General features: G+C 62.0%; 18 protein-coding genes. 13 read left to right on the top strand and 5 right to left on the bottom strand.

Annotation, left to right across the window (positions count from 1 at the left end; genetic code table 11):
* Positions 1 to 17 precede the first annotated feature (17 nt).
* Positions 18 to 878 (bottom strand): Dyp-type peroxidase, encoded by an 861-nt coding sequence (locus tag HBO10_RS19260; RefSeq protein ID WP_034127892.1) that lies wholly within the window; start codon positions 876 to 878, stop codon positions 18 to 20.
* Between the two features lie 138 nt (positions 879 to 1,016).
* Here HBO10_RS19260 and HBO10_RS19255 point away from each other — a divergent pair, with 138 nt between their 5' ends.
* On the top strand, positions 1,017 to 2,633 hold the full coding sequence (locus HBO10_RS19255; RefSeq protein ID WP_034127893.1) for an NADP-dependent glyceraldehyde-3-phosphate dehydrogenase: 1,617 nt from the start codon (positions 1,017 to 1,019) through the stop codon (positions 2,631 to 2,633).
* Positions 2,634 to 2,796: 163 nt separating this feature from the next.
* Complete coding sequence (locus HBO10_RS19250) at positions 2,797 to 3,858, top strand: FUSC family protein (protein WP_034127894.1); 1,062 nt, start codon at positions 2,797 to 2,799, stop codon at positions 3,856 to 3,858.
* A gap of 105 nt (positions 3,859 to 3,963) precedes the next feature.
* Here the strand turns inward: HBO10_RS19250 and HBO10_RS19245 are convergent, their stop codons facing one another.
* Both HBO10_RS19245 and HBO10_RS19240 read right to left on the bottom strand, forming a co-directional pair.
* The gene (locus tag HBO10_RS19245; RefSeq protein ID WP_155290854.1) at positions 3,964 to 4,131 is read right to left on the bottom strand and encodes a hypothetical protein; all 168 of its coding nucleotides are present in this window, start codon (positions 4,129 to 4,131) and stop codon (positions 3,964 to 3,966) included.
* 8 nt (positions 4,132 to 4,139) lie between these two features.
* Entirely contained in the window at positions 4,140 to 4,871 is a 732-nt protein-coding gene (locus HBO10_RS19240) for a TetR/AcrR family transcriptional regulator (protein WP_034127895.1), read from the bottom strand.
* Positions 4,872 to 5,226: 355 nt separating this feature from the next.
* Between HBO10_RS19240 and HBO10_RS19235 the strand changes: the two genes are divergently transcribed.
* Genes HBO10_RS19235 through HBO10_RS19220 form a run of 4 tightly spaced genes read left to right on the top strand, consistent with a single transcriptional unit; the run spans position 5,227 to position 9,853 of the window.
* Positions 5,227 to 5,934 carry an ABC transporter ATP-binding protein gene (locus HBO10_RS19235; protein WP_034127896.1) on the top strand — a complete coding sequence of 236 codons (708 nt, stop codon included), beginning with the start codon at positions 5,227 to 5,229 and terminating at the stop codon, positions 5,932 to 5,934.
* Complete coding sequence (locus tag HBO10_RS19230; RefSeq protein WP_034127897.1) at positions 5,931 to 7,130, top strand: ABC transporter permease; 1,200 nt, start codon at positions 5,931 to 5,933, stop codon at positions 7,128 to 7,130. Before HBO10_RS19235 ends, HBO10_RS19230 begins: the two co-directional genes overlap by 4 nt.
* Entirely contained in the window at positions 7,123 to 8,601 is a 1,479-nt protein-coding gene (locus HBO10_RS19225; protein WP_034127898.1) for a TolC family protein, read from the top strand. Before HBO10_RS19230 ends, HBO10_RS19225 begins: the two co-directional genes overlap by 8 nt.
* The gene (locus tag HBO10_RS19220) at positions 8,591 to 9,853 is read left to right on the top strand and encodes an HlyD family efflux transporter periplasmic adaptor subunit (RefSeq protein WP_034127899.1); all 1,263 of its coding nucleotides are present in this window, start codon (positions 8,591 to 8,593) and stop codon (positions 9,851 to 9,853) included. Before HBO10_RS19225 ends, HBO10_RS19220 begins: the two co-directional genes overlap by 11 nt.
* 170 nt (positions 9,854 to 10,023) lie before the next feature.
* On the opposite strand, the gene HBO10_RS19215 is transcribed toward HBO10_RS19220, so the two are convergent.
* A complete protein-coding gene (locus HBO10_RS19215; RefSeq protein WP_034127900.1) occupies positions 10,024 to 11,418 on the bottom strand; it encodes an FAD/NAD(P)-binding protein in 1,395 nt (464 codons plus the stop codon).
* A gap of 22 nt (positions 11,419 to 11,440) precedes the next feature.
* Positions 11,441 to 12,004 carry an XRE family transcriptional regulator gene (locus HBO10_RS19210; RefSeq protein WP_034127901.1) on the bottom strand — a complete coding sequence of 188 codons (564 nt, stop codon included), beginning with the start codon at positions 12,002 to 12,004 and terminating at the stop codon, positions 11,441 to 11,443.
* 92 nt (positions 12,005 to 12,096) lie between these two features.
* On the opposite strand from HBO10_RS19210, the gene HBO10_RS19205 reads away from it, so the two are divergent.
* From HBO10_RS19205 to HBO10_RS19175, 7 genes are all read left to right on the top strand, one after another.
* Positions 12,097 to 13,026 carry a DMT family transporter gene (locus tag HBO10_RS19205; protein WP_034127902.1) on the top strand — a complete coding sequence of 310 codons (930 nt, stop codon included), beginning with the start codon at positions 12,097 to 12,099 and terminating at the stop codon, positions 13,024 to 13,026.
* 172 nt (positions 13,027 to 13,198) lie between these two features.
* The gene (locus HBO10_RS19200) at positions 13,199 to 16,120 is read left to right on the top strand and encodes a monovalent cation/H+ antiporter subunit A (protein ID WP_034127903.1); all 2,922 of its coding nucleotides are present in this window, start codon (positions 13,199 to 13,201) and stop codon (positions 16,118 to 16,120) included.
* Positions 16,120 to 16,464 carry a Na+/H+ antiporter subunit C gene (locus HBO10_RS19195; protein WP_003192163.1) on the top strand — a complete coding sequence of 115 codons (345 nt, stop codon included), beginning with the start codon at positions 16,120 to 16,122 and terminating at the stop codon, positions 16,462 to 16,464. Before HBO10_RS19200 ends, HBO10_RS19195 begins: the two co-directional genes overlap by 1 nt.
* The gene (locus HBO10_RS19190) at positions 16,461 to 18,143 is read left to right on the top strand and encodes a monovalent cation/H+ antiporter subunit D (protein ID WP_034127904.1); all 1,683 of its coding nucleotides are present in this window, start codon (positions 16,461 to 16,463) and stop codon (positions 18,141 to 18,143) included. Before HBO10_RS19195 ends, HBO10_RS19190 begins: the two co-directional genes overlap by 4 nt.
* On the top strand, positions 18,140 to 18,628 hold the full coding sequence (locus HBO10_RS19185; RefSeq protein WP_014718934.1) for a Na+/H+ antiporter subunit E: 489 nt from the start codon (positions 18,140 to 18,142) through the stop codon (positions 18,626 to 18,628). Before HBO10_RS19190 ends, HBO10_RS19185 begins: the two co-directional genes overlap by 4 nt.
* Positions 18,625 to 18,903 carry a K+/H+ antiporter subunit F gene (locus HBO10_RS19180; protein ID WP_003192168.1) on the top strand — a complete coding sequence of 93 codons (279 nt, stop codon included), beginning with the start codon at positions 18,625 to 18,627 and terminating at the stop codon, positions 18,901 to 18,903. The genes HBO10_RS19185 and HBO10_RS19180 overlap by 4 nt, the downstream gene beginning before the upstream one ends.
* The gene (locus tag HBO10_RS19175; protein WP_034127905.1) at positions 18,900 to 19,238 is read left to right on the top strand and encodes a Na+/H+ antiporter subunit G; all 339 of its coding nucleotides are present in this window, start codon (positions 18,900 to 18,902) and stop codon (positions 19,236 to 19,238) included. Before HBO10_RS19180 ends, HBO10_RS19175 begins: the two co-directional genes overlap by 4 nt.
* Positions 19,239 to 19,413 lie beyond the last annotated feature (175 nt).

The raw sequence follows: 19,413 nt of genomic DNA, 5'->3' as shown, positions 1-19,413 counted from the left end.
AGCAGGCATTAAGGCGGTTAAAAAACCAGACTCAGGTCCAGGCGCCCTTCCCTCACCGGCGGGCACCAGTAATAGCCACCGGTCAACGGCTTACTGATGCGATACAGGCCATCGACGATCCCATCTTCCAACCCACTCATACGCCGAAGCTGGGCCTCAAACGCCTCGAAGGAATGCCCGAAGGCGAGAAACATCAACCCAGCCTGGCCATTCTCGGCCCAGGGCATCGAGCGGCGCACCACGAAGGCTTCCGGGGTAAAGCTTTCCTGGGCGGTGCGCTTGGTGTGAGCTGACTCGGGGGCATCGTCGAGCTCTTCATTATCGCCATGGCGGCGGCCAATGATGTGGTCACGCTCCTGGGCAGGCAATGCGGCGAAACCGTCGAGGTCGTGCTGCCATTGCTGGATCGCGGCGAAGCTGGCGCCGGTGTCGGTCAGCGCGGCTTGCACGGCGGCATCGTCGTGGGGGTTTTCGGTGCCGTCTTCGTAGTCGGTCAGGTCAAAGCCGGTCTTGTAGCGGAAACCTTCAGTCGATTGCACCAGGCGAAACGCCGGAGCCAGCGCTTTTTCCACGGCACGGCTGCGCAGCAACAACTCACCGCGATCCACCCCATGCAACCATACCCACAGCGCCTGCTGAGTCGACGGGTTGTGCGCGCCAGGGCCGCTAACGGCCGGGAATGAGCGCAGCCCTGGGATCTGGGCACCCAGCGCTTTTACCAGCGGCTCACCGAACCCCACCACGGCCGCCGCATCCGTCAACTGCACCAGCGCGTCCAGCGCAGCGGGCACGGCTTGCAACGAATCCAGGGCAAAAAACAGATGGCGGGCCTGCAAAGGCACCGGTGCGGCAAGAATGCCCGGCTGGTACTGACTCATGTGAACTCCTTCTGAAAAGCCGCGCAGTTTACCCGGCGTACACCACCCTGCGAACAAGAATGCGCGCAAGCCTTGCGTTAGAGCCGCTTGTTGGGTGACTCTCTAGTCATGTTTTGCAACTATTCCAGGGGTAGCGACATGACCACCAGCAACCTGCTCGCCCAGCTGTTTCCCACCTCCACCGCGCAGATTCCCGAGCAATTTCGCCTGGCGGCGCCCATTGAACAACGTGAATACCTGGTCGATGGCCAGTTGCAGGTGTGGAACGGCCCGCTCGCCCGCGTGCAAAGCCCCGTGCAACTGGGTGATGAGCGTGTACACATCGGCAGCACGCCGTTGCTGGATGCCGACACCGCCCTCACCGCCCTGGATGCTGCCGTGCGCGCCTACGACCGTGGCCAGGGTGCATGGCCGACGATGCGCGTGGTCGAGCGTATCCAGCACGTCGAAGCGTTTTTGCGGCGCATGCGCGAACAGCGCGATGCGGTGGTCAAGCTGCTGATGTGGGAGATCGGCAAGAATCTCAAGGACTCGCAGAAAGAATTCGACCGTACCTGCGACTACATCACCGACACCATCAATGCCCTCAAGGAACTCGACCGCCGTAGCAGTCGTTTTGAACTGGAGCAGGACACCCTCGGCCAGATCCGCCGCGTCCCCCTAGGCGTGGCGTTGTGCATGGGGCCTTACAACTACCCGTTGAACGAGACCTTCACCACGCTGATCCCGGCCTTGATCATGGGCAATACCGTGGTGTTCAAGCCGGCCAAGCTGGGTGTGCTGTTGATCCGTCCTTTGCTGGAAGCCTTCCGTGACAGCTTCCCGGCCGGGGTGATCAACGTGATCTACGGCAGCGGCCGCGAGACCGTGAGCGCGCTGATGGCCAGCGGCAAGATCGACATCTTTGCGTTTATCGGCACCAACAAGGCCGCCAGTGATCTGAAAAAGCTGCACCCCAAGCCGCACCGTTTGCGTGCTGCGCTGGGCCTGGATGCCAAAAACCCGGGGATCGTACTGCCCGAAGTGGACTTGGACAACGCGGTGAACGAAGCCGTCACCGGTTCGCTGTCGTTCAACGGCCAGCGTTGCACCGCGTTGAAGATCCTGTTCGTGCATGAAGACGTGGTCGAGCGCTTTATCGAGAAATTCAACGCCAAGCTGGCGACGCTCAAGCCCGGCATGCCGTGGGAGGATGGCGTGGCGCTGACGCCACTGCCAGAAGTGGGCAAGGTCGATTACCTCAGCGAACTGGTGGCCGATGCGGCGCGCCATGGCGCCAAGGTCATGAACCCCGAGGGCGGCAGCAGCCGTGGTTCGTTCTTCTACCCGGCAGTGCTGTACCCGGTGAACCCGCAGATGCGCGTCTACCACGAAGAGCAATTCGGCCCCGTGGTGCCGATCGTGCCCTATCGCGACCTGGAGACCGTGATCGACTACGTGCTGGACTCGGACTTCGGCCAGCAGTTGAGCCTCTTCGGCACCGACCCCGTAGCAGTGGGACGCCTGGTGGACACCTTCGCCAACCAGGTGGGCCGTATCAATATCAACGCCCAATGCCAGCGCGGGCCGGACACCTTCCCCTTCAACGGGCGCAAGAACTCGGCCGAGGGCACGTTGTCGGTGCATGACGCCTTGCGCGTGTTCTCGATCCGCACCTTGGTGGCGACCAAGTTCCAGGAGAGTAACAAGGCGTTGGTCAGCGATATTTTGCGCAACCGCGATTCGAGTTTCCTGACTACCGACTACATCTTCTGAAGCCAACCCCGTTCCAATGTGCAGACAGGTCAGTGTGGGAGCTGGCTTGCCTGCGATGCCAGCTCCTCGGTCTTTCAGTCAGGTCGCGGTGATGCTATCGCAGGCAAGCCAGCTCCCACATTTGATCAAGCACATTCATACATTTGAGGCCATTTTAAGACTGATGAACCTGCCCTTCTTTGCCCGGCGCCTGCTGCGCCCCTTGCTCGACCCCTACCGCCGCTTTCGCCATGCCAAGCTGATCCACGCCGCGCGCGTATCGGTGGGTTTGCTGGCAACCATCCTGCTGACCACCGGCCTCAACCTGCCCCACGGTGAATGGGCGTCGGTGACCATGCTGATCGTCATCGGCGGGTTGCAGCACCACGGCAATATCGGCAAGAAAGCCGTCGAACGCGCCTACGGCACCTTGATCGGCGCCAGCGTCGGCTTGCTGCTGGTGGTACAACAGGCTTACTTCGGCCTGCCGTTGCTCACCTATCTGTTGATGTCCGTGGTGTGCGGATTCTTTTCCTATCACGCCATCGGCAAGGGCGGTTATATCGCGCTGCTGTCGGCGATCACGGTGTTTATCGTCGCCGGCCATGGCGACAACCCGATCTCCGATGGCCTGTGGCGCACCGTCGATATCCTCATCGGCATTGTGCTGGCCCTGGCGTTTTCCTTTGCCTTGCCGTTGTACGCCGTGTATTCGTGGCGCTACAACCTGGCCAGCGCCCTGCGTGACTGCGCGCAGATTTATAGCCGGATCATCAATGGCCAGTCCGTGACTGACGATGAACACCTCAAGCTGCTCAACCGTTTGAACGGGGCGATGGTGCAACTGCGTTCGTTGATGCCGTCGGTGTCCAAGGAAGTGCGGATTTCCATGACTGAACTGGACGCGATCCAACGTCACCTGCGCCTGTGCATCAGCACCCTGGAGATTCTGGGCAATACCCGGCCAGACCCGCGTGATGAGCAGGCCACGGCGCGGATGCAAGTCATGTTGAAGGCCGAGCATCGGCAAATCCGGGTGCAGTTGGTGGGTATGGCGCGCGCGTTGAAATCGGGGGTGACGGAGCGGTTGGAGCGTACCGGTCACGCCCATGCCAGCGAGCCTGCGCTTGATGCACCGGTGTACAGCGCGCTGGATGGGTATCGCTTGTTGACCCTGCAACTGGCGGCGAACGTCGATCAGATGCGTCAACGGCTTGGCAAAAGTGCCGCACGCTGGAAGATTTAGCGACAGCTGGAGAGCAGCTTTACGTACATCGACACATTCACACTTTCTCTTACATATTTTTCACGTTTTATTCACAAGCCGAGACGTAGTGTGAAGCCTCATCCGTTACAAACGTTGCATATCAAGCCCGCCGCCCCAGCGGGCTTTTTTTTGCCTGTTTTTTGGCTCCGAAAAAGGGCCAACCTCTGTAGGAGCGAGCTTGCTCGCGAAGAACGCAATGACGCCGCGGTTAGCCAGAATGCTCGCGTTATCGTTGACGTTTTTCGCGAGCAAGCTCGCTCCTACAGGGCGTGGTGTTCGCGTAGGGCGCGCTGGGTTTCCAGCACCTTGGCCAGTGCCGTTTCGGCTTCCTGGCTTTGCTGCGGCACCCGAATCGCCGCCGACACCAGCGTGATCAGCTTGGCCATCACCTCGGCATCCGTGGCCGGGCGGCCCAGGCTCATGGAGTTCATCAGCAGGCGCAGTTCGGTGCCTGCCATGACGCCCGAAATGGCCTTGAGGGCAAATTGCAGGCGCACCCCCAGTTCATTACGTGGCAAATCCGGCAGGGCCAGGGCGAAGGCTTCGAAGAAGCGCTGGAACACCGGCTGGTAATGGACCTTGAGGTATTCCTGGATAAACGGCGAGGTGTCGCTGTAGACCCGGCCCAGGAAGCGAATGAACGAACGCCCTTCCCCGCTGGCCGGGTCGCTGCGCTCCAGGCCCATGGCCGGGGCAAACAGCACGCCCAGGAGTGTGTCGCAATCGAGCGGGCCATCGGATTCGGCTTCACAGCGCGCCAGCAGTTCCAGGCGTTGCTCGTTGAGGGGCTCCAGGCGCTGCATCAGCAAGGTTTTCATCAGGGAGTCCTTGTCCCCGAAGTGGTAGTTCACCGCCGCCAGGTTGACCTGGGCACGCTCGGTTATCTGCCGTAGCAACACGGCGTCATAGCCGTACTTGATGAAAAGAGCCTCTGTCGCATCCAGCAATCGAGTCTTGGTAACGTTTGGAGCGCTGAGTTTCTTCGCGACCATATGGGTTCCACGGCGGAAATATTGTTTTAAAAAATAATTTGATTTTTTATACCGGGGCGGCCCGTCGAAAGCAAGTAGTGACACTCCGCCATATCATGCAAAGCCCTTATATCCGGGCTTTTGAGGCAAATCGTAGGGTTTTTACCCACCTCTGACACCCGCTGAGAAAATCGTTTCAACCGGTAAAACCGCTCTACCTCGACGGCTGGCGAAGCGTCAGGAAGGCAGTTACTATTCAAACAATATTTTAAAAACAAGAAATAAAACCAGTCCGTGACGGCTACAGGCAGCTTCTGAACTTGTTACAAGGAGTTTCGGTGAGCAAGGCGGTACCGTCGAGACTGCAGGCGTAGTCATGATGACACAGACCCCCGCGCAACCCGGCTTGATTTCCCTGCAAGGCATCGGTAAGCGCTATCAGCTCGCCGGGCAAGAATTGAGCATTCTCAATGACGTGTGCCTGTCCATCGCCAGCGGTGACAGCTGCGGCATTCTCGGTGCCTCTGGCTCCGGCAAAAGCACCCTGCTCAATATCCTCGGCCTGCTGGACCTGCCCAACTGCGGCCAGTACCACTTTGCCGGCCACGATATTTTCAACGCCACCCCCGATGAGCTGGCGGCGATCCGCAACCAGCAGATCGGTTTCGTGTTCCAGAGCTTCAACCTGCTGCCACGCCTCAGTGCCCTGGACAACGTCGCGCTGCCCTTGAGTTATCGCGGCGTGTCGCGGCATGAATCGGTGGAACACGCCCAGCGCATGCTCGCACAAGTCGGCCTCGCCGAACGCGCCCACCATCGCCCCGCCGACCTCTCCGGTGGGCAGCGCCAACGTGTGGCCATTGCCCGCGCCTTGGTCGGCAAACCCTCGGTGATCCTCGCCGACGAACCCACCGGCAACCTCGACAGCACTACCGCCCAAGAGATCATGGACCTGCTGTTGAACCTCAACCGTGACCAACAGGTGACGCTGATCATCGTCACCCACGACCCCCACATTGCCGAGCGTCTGGAGCGCAAGATCCTGGTGTGCAACGGCGTGGTGCATGAGGCCGGGCGCCCATGAGCCTGCGGGTCGAGCAGAGCCTCAGCCAGTTGCTGCACGAAGCCTTTATCAGCCTGCGTACCCTGGGCAAGCGTTCGATCCTGGCGCTCTTGGGGATCGTCATCGGCAGTTCCTCGGTGGTGGCGCTGATCAATATCGGCCACAACGCGGCGGTGGATGCGGCGATGATTTTCAAGGACATGGGTACCGACACCCTCATCGCCCAGTTCCCGCCCAAGGGCAGCAGCAATGTGCCGATGCGCACCCAGCTCGACCTGGATGCGGTACGCAGGGCAGTGCCGGGCATTGCCCATATCGGCGCACTCAGCCTGTTCAGCGGGCCCATTGTGTTTCATGGGCGGACCGCCAATGCCAACTTTGTCGGCAGTACTGCCGGTATCCAGGACGCCATGCGCCTGGCGCTGCGTGAGGGGCGCTTCCTGTCACCCTTCGATGTCAACGAAACCTACGGGGTGATCGGCGACCAGCTCGCCCAGGCCCTCGGCGCGCCAGGTGACCCGCTGCAGCTGGGCGACCGTGTGCGTATCAACGATTACCTGTTTCTGGTGGTGGGCATCCTGCACAACCAACCCCGGGCCATGCTGATGCCGGTGCAGGCCAACGAATCGCTGTTTATTCCCGCCGAGGGCATGCGCCGCATCTATGCCAACCCGCAGATCAACAACGTGCTCATCCGCGCGGCGCCGGGGCAGGACATGGAACGCATAGCCAGGGACGCCGCCGCCGCGCTGCAACCCCAGCTCAGCGACCATAGCGTCGACATCACGGTGCCCCAGCAAATGATCGATGGCATGACCCGCCAAAGCCGCACCTTTGCCTATCTACTCCTGGCCCTCGGCGCGATCTCCCTGGTGGGCGGCGGTGTCGGGGTGATGAACGTGATGCTGATGAACGTCTCGGAACGCCGCCGTGAGATCGGCATCCGCATGGCCCTGGGCGCGCGCCAGCGGGATATCCGCAACCTGTTTTTGCTCGAAGCGGTCACCCTCACCGCCGTGGGTGCGCTGTGCGGCGCAGTCCTGGGCATGACCGCTGCCTGGCTGTATGCGTGGCTGTCGGGCTGGGCCTTTGCGTTGGCAGTGGCCGCCCTGCCCCTGGGCGTGGGCAGTACGTTGCTGGTGGGTTTGTTCTTTGGCATCTACCCGGCGGTGTCGGCCTCACGCTTGCAGCCGGTCGAGGCCCTGCGCGATGAATAAGTACCTACCGCTGCTCATGCTGATCAGCCTGCCGGGCATGGCCGCCGACGTGGTGATCAACCCTCAGGCACCCAGCACCACCCGCAGCGGCTACGAGCGTAGCGTCTCGCTGAATGCCCAGGCCACCACCATGACCCTGGGGGACGCGGTGTACCTGGGCCTGCGTAATAACCCGGCGATCCGCAGCGCCTACCTGCAACGGGTGGCGCAGAAATTCGACCTGCGCGTGGCCGAAGACGTGTTCAACCCCAAACTCACCCTCAACAGCTATTACCGCAGCACCCGTGGCTCCCAAGACAATGCGCGCAACGCCAACGTCGCGCCCACCAGCAGCCTGCTCGGCGAATACGGCACGCGCTTGAGCATGGCCTGGACCCAGCAGTTGAACAACGCCAACCGCGCCGGCCGCTACCGCAGCGACGGCCTGGACCTTGCGATCATCCAACCGCTGATGCGCGGGGCCGGCTGGGATGCCACCACCGCACCGCTGCGCCTGTCGCGCCTGGCCGAGCAGGCCAACCGCCTGAACCTCAAGGCCACCGTGGCGCAGACCATCAGCCAGATCATCGCCACCTACCGCGAATTGTTGCGCGCCCAGGAACAGTTGGTGATCGTCCAGGAAGCGCTCAAACGCTCCACTACTTTACTGGAGGTGAACAAAGCGCTGATCAGCGCCGGGCGCATGGCCGAATTCGAGATCGTGCAGACCGAAGCCGATATCGCCACCCAGCAATTAGGCGTGGAAGAAGCGCGCAACCAACTCGACACCAGCCGCCTGGCGTTGCTGCGCCTGCTGGCCCTGGACTTGTCGACACCGGTGCGCGCCACCGAGGCCCTGGAAGCCACCCCCATGGAGATCGACAAACGCCAGGCCTTCAACCTCGCGCAAAACCAGCAACCGGAATACCTCGCTGCCCTGCTCGGTAGCCAACAGGCCGACCTCGACCTGGTGATCGCCAAGGATTCCGGGCGCTGGCAGGTGGACCTGGTCGCCGGCGCCAACCAGATACGCGCCGCCACCGATAACGACAACGGCCATAACAATAACCGCACCTGGGACAGTTACGCCGGGGTGCAAGTGCAAATCCCTATTGGCGATATCAGCACGCGCCAGGCCGAAGTGCGTGCACGGGTAAATGTAGAAGACCAGGAAATCCGCATTACCGACGCCCGCCAGGAGCTGGAGCGCAACGTCAACAATGTGGTGCGTGACCTTGGCACCCGCTGGCGCCAATATGAAATATCCAAGCGCGCCGTGGAGTTGTCGCGGCGCAAGATCGAGATCGAGCGGGAAAAGCTCAGCGCCGGGCGCTCCACCAACTTTCAGGTGCTGAGCTTCGAGACCGACCTGCGCAACGCCGAAAACGCCCAGCTCAATGCGCTGATCGCTTATTTGAACGCCCAGACTCAGCTTGACCTGACCCTGGGCATGACGCTGGAAAGTTGGGAAATTGCCCTTAATGACTACTAATAAAAAATCCCTGCTGGCCGTTGCCTTGTTCCTGCTGTTGGCCGGCGCGGCCGGCGCCCTGCTCAGTCAACGCAGCGGGGCTGAGCAGGCGGGTACAGGCGAACAGTGGCTGGCCGTAAAGCCCGACCCGTTGGTGCACCAGATCGGGCTGGTGGGCAAGATCGAGCCTGACACCACCGTCGTCCTGACGGCGCCATTCGACGGCAATGTGCTGGCCAACCTGGTCGAACAAGGCCAGCGCGTTGAGGCCGGCCAAGTCCTGTTGCGCATGGACCCGGCGACGCTTGAAGTACAGCTGCGCGACGCCCTCTCCGCGCAACTCAAGGCCCGACGCACCGTGCAGGAAATGCAGGACTGGGGCAGCAGCCCCACCGTCAGCCGCGCCCGTCGCAGTTTACGCACCGCTGAAATGACCGCGGGCAACACCCAACGCAAACTTACCGAGAGCGAAAACCTGTTCAAACGCGGCATCATCCCTCGTAACGAACTTGACGACCTCAAGCAGCAAACCCAGCAACAGCAATTGGACTTGGCGGCGGCGCGCAGTGAGCTGCAACAAGCCCTGGACCAAGGCCAGGGCGAATATCGGCAGATCGCCGAAATGGAGCTGACCAATGCCACGGTGAAGTACGAAGCCTTGCAAACACTGCTCGAAGGCAAGGAGGTCAAGGCGCCCTTCTCCGGCATTGTGGTACCGGCGCCCGGTGGCACCAGTACCGCTCAAGGTGGCGGCAATAACAACGCGCCGGTGCAGGCCGGCAGCAAGGTCAGCCAGGGCCAGGTGCTGTTCGGGCTGGCCAATATCGAACGCTTGAAAATCGTGGCCAAGGTCTCAGAGCTGGATATCAACCAGTTGCGACAGGGCCAGACCGTTGAAGTCATGGGCGATGGCTTTGATGGCGAGCGGCTGACAGGTTCAGTCAGCGTGGTCAGCGGCCTGGCCATCGCCAGCGACAGCCAGGGCAGTGCGCAGTTTCCGGTGACCTTGTCGATCCCCACCCTGACGCCCAAGCAGTTACAACGGGTGCGCCTGGGCATGAGTGCGAGGTTGACGATTGTCACTTATAACAATGACCAGGCGATCGTGATTCCCAGCCAGGCGATCCAGGCGGACATGACGGTGGAGTATCGGGCGGCGATGGATAAACCGGTAGAGCGAGTGAAGGTCACCACCGGGCAATCGACGCCGCAGGGGGTTGAGGTGTTTGGGCTTGAAGCGGGGTTGGTGAGGATCGGGGGAATCAATCACTGACCCTCGATCCAGATGTGGGGACGTTGCACTGTGGCGAGGGAGCTTGCTCCCGCTGGGCTGCGCAGCGGCCCCAAGATCCTGGGAGCGCTTCGCACTCCAGCGGGAGCAAGCTCCCTCGCCACAAGATTACCGGTTACTTGCATTGGGGCAATCAATACCAGCTCCAACATTCAGCGCTGTGTCAGCCTGGCGGCCAGTGCCTTGGCCTGCAGCGCCACATCGGTCACCGCCGTACTCTCCCACCACATGCCCCGCAACGGCGGCCCCATGGCGAACAGTCGCTGGCTGACCTCGCCGCGAGCATCCAGCACCGCCCCCGTTGAATCCGCCGCAATCCCCAGCGCCAGCGGCCCAGGTTGGATCAACCCGCGCTTGAGCAGTTGCTGCGGTAAAGGACGGGCCACCCGGCGCCAGTCGTATTCGATGCCGCTGGAATTGATCAGCGCAGCGCCCAACATCTTGGTGATCACATCCTCGCCACGGTAGCGCACCGCAATGGCAACCCCATTCTGCGAAGGCACCAAGCCCTTGAACGACGCCGCCTGAATCCGCAACCGCCCTTGCCCCTGCAACCGCGCTACCAACTGCGCACTCAAGGGCGGCGAACGGTGGTGATGGCTTTCCCACCAAGGCCGTACATGCCGCACGAACTGGCGCTTCTGGGCCTCACTGGCCTGGCTCCACAGCCGCGCGATATGCACGCGCACCGTGTCCAGCGGCGCCTGCCAGTCTGTGCCTTGCGCCAGCGCGAGCTGGCATTGGCGTCGCACCTCACGCAGCAATTGTCGGGGGCTGCTCAGGCTGTGGTCAGCGGCGAGGAAGTCGTCCCAGCTCGGCGGTTGCCGGCGTACATGGGGCAACAAGCCGTGGCGCGAAAAAACCTCGATAGGTCCGCGATGCCCGGCCTGCTCCAGGGAGACCACGGCATCGACCATGGTCAGGCCCGAGCCGATGATCAGCACGGTCGATTGTGGGTCGAGACGAGCCATCGCGGGGACATCCCAAGGGTCCAACGCGGCGGCATTCAATCCTGTGGACTCGGTCTGCGGAGTGCGCGCAGCAGGGAACATGCCGGTGGCCAATACCGCACAGGCGCCGCGCAGTTGCTCGCCAGTATCGAGGGTCAACAACACCGAGGTGGCATCGACTTGCAGGTCTACCCCTTCGGCGCGGATGTGCTCGACGCTCGATGTAGAAAGCGCCTTGGCTTGTGCCAGACGCTGCTGCGCGTACAAGCCGAAAAGCCCCCGTGGCGGGAACAGCTCGCTGATAGGCACATGCTGTTGGTTCGACTCGGGCCATCCGCCGGCGCTGATGTAGTCGGTGAGCCATTGGGTCAGGTCGTCGGCATTGTCCGGGTCAACGCTCATACGCGCCGCATTGCCGTTCAGCGTATGGCCCAGTTCGACCGCGCTGTAGGCTTCGCCGCGCCCCAACTCAGCACGGGGTTCGACTATCAGGATACGCCGCGTGCCCGGCAGGCGAAGCAGTTGCACGGCCAGCATCGTGCCGCTCAGGCCACCACCGATGATCAGTACATCTGCAACGCGGGTGGATTCACTCATGCCAGTTCGCCCTTATTGTTGCTCAAATCACCACATTTCGAACAAACCGTACCGCCGCATTTCCATCATTGCGATAAGCATGGGGCTGGTGGCTGGCGAACATAAAGAACTCTCCAGCCTCGATGACAGTTTCCTGATCACCTATCACCAGCGTCAGGCTGCCCTCGAACACAAACAGTTGTTCGCTCCACCCTTCCAAGTCAGGGTCCGGGCAATAACGGTCACCGGGCTCAAGCCGCCACTCCCATAGTTCGACCTCACGCCGTGCCGTAGCCTTGGCCAGCAACACCGCCTTACTGCCGACAATCTCGCCCGCCCAGGCCAGCTCATTGATACGGCTGTGGTCGCGCACATCCGGCGCCTGAATCAGATCACTGAACGCCACGTCCAACGCTTCGGCGACACGGTCCAGGGTCGACAGGCTGACGTTCTTCTCTCCCGCTTCTATCGCCACCAGCATGCGCCGGCTGACACCGGATTTTTCCGAGAGCGCGGTCTGGCTCAAGTCGGCGGCATGGCGCAGGCGACGAACGTTCTGGCTGACGTGCTGCAGGACCGAAGCCCGTTGCGGATTTTCTTTGTGCACTATATTGCTCAATAGGTGGGTGTGCGCAGTATACTGCCCAGCGTGCGGCGCATTGTGCGGTCCGTGCTTTCCCCTTGCAAGACCGAGCCGCCATGACCGCCCCGAACTCCCCTTCGCGTTTCAACCGTTTCAGTAAAGCCGAATGCATCCTGGTGGTGATCACCATGATCTGGGGCGGCACCTTTTTGCTGGTGCAGCACGCCATGGCGGTCAGCGGGCCGATGTTTTTTGTGGGGCTGCGCTTCGCGGCAGCGACGATTGTGGTGGGGTTCTTTTCCTTGCGCACCCTGCGCGACCTGACCCTGTTCGAATTGAAGGCCGGAGTGTTTATCGGGGTGGCGATCATGTTCGGCTACGGTTTGCAGACCATTGGCCTGCAAACCATCTTGAGCAGCCAATCGGCGTTTATCACCGCCTTGTATGTGCCGTTCGTACCGCTGTTGCAGTGGCTGGTGCTTGGCCGTCGCCCCGGCTTGATGCCCAGCATCGGCATCATGTTGGCGTTTGCGGGGTTGATGCTGTTGACCGGCCCGGCGGGGGCCTCGCTGAATTTCAGCGCGGGTGAAATCGCCACCTTGATCGGTGCAGTGGCCATAGCGGCCGAGATCATCTTGATCAGCGCATTTGCCGGCCAGGTGGATATTCGTCGGGTGACCGTGGTGCAACTGGCCACCGCTTCGGTGCTGTCCTTCATGATGGTGGTGCCTATGGGCGAGGCGTTGCCGGGCTTTTCTTGGCTGTTGCTGTTCAGTGCCGTGGGCCTGGGCTTGACCAGTGCGGTGATCCAAGTGGCGATGAACTGGGCACAGCAGAGTGTGTCGCCAACCCGGGCGACCTTGATCTATGCCGGCGAGCCGGTGTGGGCAGGCGTGGTCGGGCGAATTGCCGGGGAGCGCTTCCCGCCGATTGCAATGGTCGGGGCGGTGTTGATTGTGGTGGCGGTGATTGTGAGTGAGATGAAGAGAAGCAGCTCGAAAGCTGTCGATACTCAAAGCGCTGTAGAGCCTGAAAACCAAGGTTGATACTGAGAGCGGCAAGCGAAAAGCTGCAAGAAGCAAACGCGGCTATTCTCTTGTAGCTTGCCGCTTGTAACTGCTTTCTACTGGTCCTGTAGGATCCTGTCACATCTTGCCGTTTGGTGATCGTGAAAGCGGCACGTATGATGCATCCCAAACTCCCGCAGATTAGAAGCCTATGTCCCTGATAGTTCTACTGCTTCTGCCTTTTATCGGCAGCTGTCTGGCGGCCTTGCTGCCGCATAACGCACGTAACACCGAATCGCTGTTGGCCGGCCTTGTGGCACTGGTCGGTACTATTCAAGTCGCCCTGCTCTACCCTCAGATCGCCCACGGTGGCGTGATCCGCGAAGAATTCATGTGGTTGCCCAGCCTGGGGCTCAACTTCGTGTTGCGCATGGATGGGTTTGCCTGGCTGTTCTCGATGCTGGTGCTGGGCATCGGCACGCTGGTGTCGCTGTATGCGCGCTACTACATGTCGCCGGACGACCCGGTGCCGCGTTTCTTTGCATTTTTCCTGGCGTTCATGGGCGCCATGCTGGGTTTGGTGATCTCCGGCAACCTGATCCAGATCGTATTCTTCTGGGAACTGACCAGCCTGTTCTCGTTCCTGTTGATCGGCTATTGGCACCACCGTGCAGATGCGCGACGCGGTGCGTATATGGCGCTGATGGTCACTGGCGCAGGTGGGCTGTGCCTGTTGGCGGGAGTGATGCTGCTGGGGCATATCGTCGGCAGCTATGACCTGGACCAGGTGCTGGCGGCGGGCGATCAGATTCGCGCGCATTCGCTGTACCCGGTCATGCTCGCCCTGGTGCTGATCGGCGCCTTGAGCAAAAGCGCGCAGTTCCCCTTCCATTTCTGGCTGCCCCATGCCATGGCGGCGCCCACCCCGGTTTCGGCTTACCTGCACTCGGCGACGATGGTGAAGGCCGGCGTGTTCCTGCTGGCCCGCCTGTGGCCGTCGCTGTCCGGCAGCGAAGAATGGTTCTGGATCGTCGGCGGTGCCGGCGCCCTCACTCTCCTCCTCGGCGCTTACTGCGCCATGTTTCAAAACGATCTCAAGGGCCTGCTGGCCTATTCCACCATCAGCCACCTCGGGCTGATCACCCTGCTGCTGGGCCTCAACAGCCCACTGGCCGCAGTTGCCGCGGTATTCCACATTCTCAACCACGCCACCTTCAAGGCTTCGCTGTTCATGGCGGCGGGCATCATCGACCACGAAAGCGGCACGCGGGATATCCGCAAGCTCAGTGGGCTGGTGCGCCTGATCCCGTTTACCGCGACCCTGGCGATGGTCGCCAGCGCGTCCATGGCCGGGGTGCCGTTGCTCAATGGCTTCCTTTCCAAAGAGATGTTCTTTGCCGAAACCGTGTTTATCTCGTCGACCCAATGGGTGGAAATCGCCCTGCCGGTGATCGCGACCATTGCCGGTACATTCAGCGTGGCCTATGCCCTGCGTTTTACCGTGGACGTGTTCTTCGGCCCGCCCGCCACCGACTTGCCGCACACGCCCCACGAGCCGCCGCGCTGGATGCGCGCACCCGTCGAGCTGTTGGTGTTCACCTGTCTGCTGGTGGGGATTTTCCCGGCCCAGGTGGTCGGCTCGATCCTCGCCGCTGCCGCCCTGCCAGTGGTGGGCGGTACGCTACCGGAATATAGCCTGGCGATCTGGCACGGCTGGAACGCGCCGATGATCATGAGCTTGGTGGCAATGACCGGCGGCGTGGTGCTGTACCTGATGCTGCGCAAGCAACTCAAGCGTGGCCGCTTCGAATACCCACCGCTGATCGGCTACTTCAACGGCAAGCGCGGTTTCGAGCGCTGCCTGGTGGTGATGATGCGCGGCGTGCGCCGCATCGAGAAACGCATCAGCACCAAGCGCCTGCAAACCCAGTTGTTCCTGTTGGTGCTGCTGGCAGTGATCGGCGCGATGATCCCGATGATCAACAGTGGCCTCAGCTGGGGCGACCGCCCGAAAATCCCGGGTTCCATCGTCTTCGTCACCCTGTGGTTGCTGGCGATTGCCTGCGCCCTCGGCGCCGCCTGGCAAGCCAAGTACCACCGGCTGGCGGCCCTGACCATGGTCAGCGTGTGCGGCCTGATGACCTGCGTCACCTTCGTATGGTTCTCGGCGCCGGACCTGGCCCTCACCCAATTGGTGGTGGAAGTGGTCACCACCGTGCTGATCCTGCTCGGCCTGCGCTGGCTGCCAAGGCGGATCGAAGATGTCTCACCCCTGCCCAGCTCGCTGCGCAAGGCGCGTATCCGCCGCCTGCGTGACTTGCTGCTCTCCACTGTGGTGGGCGGCGGCATGGCGCTGTTGTCCTACGCGATGCTGACCCGCCAGACGCCCAACGATATCTCCTCGTTCTACTTAAGCCGTGCCCTGCCCGAAGGCGGCGGCAGCAATGTGGTGAACGTGATGCTGGTGGACTTCCGTGGCTTCGACACCCTGGGCGAAATCACCGTACTGGGCGCTGTGGCCTTGACCGTGTACGCCTTGCTGCGCCGCTTCCGCCCGTCCAAGGAAAGCATGGAATTGCCACCCCAACAGCGCCAACTGGCGCCGGACGTGGCCACCGACCTGGTAAACCCGCGCCAGGCCAGCGACACCGCCCTGGGCTTTATGATGGTGCCGGCGGTGCTGGTGCGCCTGCTGCTGCCGATTGCGCTGGTGGTGTCGTTTTATCTGTTCATGCGTGGCCACAACCAACCTGGGGGTGGTTTCGTCGCCGGGCTGGTGATGTCGGTGGCGTTTATCCTGCAATACATGGTCGCCGGCACCCAGTGGGTCGAGGCGCAGATGAGCCTGCGGCCCATGCGCTGGATGGGCTTCGGCCTGCTGTCGGCCACCTTGACCGGGCTGGGCGCGCTGTTCGCCGGGTACCCGTTCCTCACTACGCATACCTGGCATTTCAGCCTGCCGCTACTGGGCGATATCCATATCGCCAGTGCACTGTTCTTTGACGTCGGCGTGTACGCCATGGTCGTGGGCTCGACCCTGTTGATGCTCACCGCCCTCGGCCACCAGTCGGTGCGCGCGCATAAACCGAGCAACCAGCCCAAAGTGGTTGCTGCAACCGAAGGAGCCGCCTGATGGAAGAAGTCATCGCAATAGCCATTGGGGTCCTGGCGGCCTCCGGCGTCTGGTTGATCCTGCGGCCACGGACGTTCCAGGTGGTCATGGGTTTGTGCCTGCTGTCCTACGGCGTCAACCTGTTCATCTTCAGCATGGGCAGCCTGTTTATCGGCAAGGAGCCGATCATCAAGGACGGCGTGCCCCAAGACCTGCTCAACTACACCGACCCACTGCCTCAGGCCCTGGTGCTCACGGCCATCGTGATCAGCTTCGCCATGACCGCGTTGTTCCTGGTGGTGCTGCTGGCATCCCGGGGCCTCACCGGCACTGACCATGTAGACGGCCGGGAGCCCAAGGAATGACGTGGATGAATCAACTGATCGTCGCGCCGATCCTGCTGCCGCTGCTCACCGCCGGGCTGATGCTGATGCTGGGCGAGAAACGCCGCCCACTCAAAGCCCAGATCAATCTGTGCTCCAGCATCGCCGGACTGGGCGTTGCCGTGCTGCTGTTGTACTGGACGCAACAAGGCGGCCCCGGCTCGATTGGTGTGTATCTGCCGGGCAACTGGCAGGTGCCGTTCGGCATCGTCCTGGTGGTGGACCAACTGTCGGCGATGATGCTGGTGCTGACCGGGGTTATCGGCGTCAGCGCGCTGCTGTTCGCCATGGCCCGCTGGGACCGTGCGGGCACCAGCTTCCATGCCCTGTTCCAGATCCAACTGATGGGGCTGTATGGCGCCTTCCTCACCGCCGACCTGTTCAACCTGTTCGTGTTCTTCGAAGTGCTGCTGGCCGCCTCCTACGGCCTGATGCTGCACGGTTCCGGCCGTGCGCGGGTGTCGTCGGGGCTGCATTACATTGCGATCAACCTGCTGGCGTCGTCGCTGTTCCTGATTGGCGCGGCGATGATCTACGGCGTCACCGGCACGCTGAACTTTGCCGACCTGGCGTTGAAGATCCCGCTGGTGCCGGAGGCTGATCGCGGCCTGTTGCATGCTGGTGCAGCGATCCTGGCTACGGCGTTCCTGGCCAAGGCCGGCATGTGGCCACTGAACTTCTGGCTGGCACCCGCCTATTCCTCGGCCAGCGCGCCGGTGGCGGCAATGTTCGCGATCATGACCAAGGTCGGCGTGTACACCGTGCTGCGCCTGTGGACCCTGCTGTTCTCCGGCCAGGCCGGGGCTTCGGCACTGTTTGGCGGCGATTGGCTGGTGTATGGCGGCATGGCGACCATCATTTGCGCGGCACTGGCGATGGTGGCGGCGCAGCGTCTGGAGCGCATGGCCAGCCTGAGTATCCTGGTGTCGGCCGGGATCCTGCTGTCAGCGGTAGGGTTTGCCCAGCCGAGCCTGACCGCGGGGGCGCTGTTCTATCTGGTCAGTTCTACCCTGGCACTGAGTGCGCTGTTTTTGCTGGCGGAGTTGATCGAGCGTTCGCGTTCGGCCAACGACCTGCCGCTGGATGAGGAGATTGATGCGCTGCCCAAAGCCATGGAATCGCTGCATCCGCGCCCGGGCGTGAACCTGGACGATGAGCAAAAAGCAGTGATCGGCCAGGTCATCCCTTGGACCATGGCCTTCCTGGGCCTAAGCTTTATCGCCTGCGCGCTGCTGATTATCGGCATGCCGCCGCTGTCCGGGTTTATCGGCAAGCTCAGCCTGTTGAGCGCGCTGATCAACCCACTGGGCTTGGGCAACGCCGTGGACGAGTCCATCCGCCCGGCGGCCTGGGGCCTGGTGGCGCTGCTGATTCTCTCTGGCCTGGCCTCGCTCATCGCTTTCGCCCGCCTCGGCATCCAGCGCTTCTGGACCCCGGAAGAACGCCCATCACCGCTGCTGCGCCGCTACGAGTGTGTGCCGATCTTCCTGCTGCTGGGGTTGAGCATCGCGCTGACCTTCAAGGCCGAGGCGCTGATGCGCTACACCCAGGCCACTGCCGAAAGCCTGAACAACCCGGAACACTACGTGATGGCAGTGCTCGCGACCCGGCCAGTGCCGAGCCCTGAAGCCAAGGCCGCCGCCCTGGAGGTGCAGCCATGAAGCGTCTGTTCCCGGCTCCCTGGCTGTCGTTGGCGTTGTGGGTATTGTGGCTGGTGCTGAACTTGTCGATCAGCCCCGGCAACCTGCTGCTGGGCGCACTGTTGGGCTTTCTTGCGCCGCTGATGATGGCGCCGCTGCGCCCGCTGCCGATCCGCATCCGCCGCCCTGGGGTGATCATCCGCCTGTTTTTCCGGGTCGGCCTCGATGTGATCATCTCCAACCTGCACGTGGCATGGGGCGTACTCACCTGCGGCTCCCGCCCACCGCGCTCGCGCTTTATCAAGATCCCCCTGGACCTGCGCGACGCCAACGGTCTGGCTGTGCTGGCGATGATCACCAGCGTGACCCCCGGCACCGTCTGGTCGGAACTGGCCCTGGACCGCAGCATCCTGCTGCTGCACGTTTTCGACCTGGATGACGAAGCCTCGTTTATCCAGCAATTCAAGCACGCCTACGAACGGCCCCTGATGGAGATCTTCGAATGAGCGCCCTGCTCGCCAATGCGATCCTGTTCAGCCTGTTCCTGTTCTCCCTGGCCATGGTGCTGACCCTGGTGCGGCTGTTCAAAGGCCCCTCGGCCCAGGACCGGGTACTGGCGCTGGACTACTTGTACATCCTGGCGATGCTGATGATGCTGACCCTGGGTATTCGCTATGCCAGCGACACTTACTTTGAAGCGGCGCTATTGATCGCGCTGTTCGGCTTCGTCGGCTCGTTCGCCCTGGCCAAATTCCTGCTGCGTGGCGAGGTGATTGAATGATGCCGTTATGGGTTGAAATTATCGTGGCGGCGTTGCTGTTGCTCAGCGGCCTGTTTGCCTTGATTGGCGCGATTGGCTTGCTGCGAATGAAAGAATTTTTCCAACGCATGCACCCGCCAGCACTAGCCTCGACGTTGGGGGCGTGGAGCGTGGCGTTGGCGTCGATCATCTACTTTTCGGTGCTCAAGTCCGGGCCGGTGTTGCATGGCTGGTTGATTCCGATTTTGCTCGCGATCACCGTGCCAGTCACCACACTGCTGCTGGCGCGAACCGCGCTGTTCCGCAAACGCATGGCCGGTGATGACGTCCCCGCCGAAGTCAGCAGCCGCCGCTGATGTTTTTGTAGGAGCGCAGATCGTTCCCACGCTCTGCGTGGTAACGCCGCCCAGGACGCTCCGCGTCCGCCCCACTCGGGCGAGCGGGCGACGCGGAGCGTCTCGGTATGCATTCCCACGCAGAGCGTGGGAACGAGAGTGCAAAAAAATGCCCCGAACCAGTCGGGGCGTTTTT

Origin of the sequence: Pseudomonas sp. WS 5503, assembly GCF_012985385.1 — a bacterium.
Classification (GTDB): domain Bacteria; phylum Pseudomonadota; class Gammaproteobacteria; order Pseudomonadales; family Pseudomonadaceae; genus Aquipseudomonas; species Aquipseudomonas paracarnis.
The sequence above is the reverse complement of the archived record's forward strand: the minus strand, read 5'-3'. Positions and strand labels throughout refer to the sequence as shown.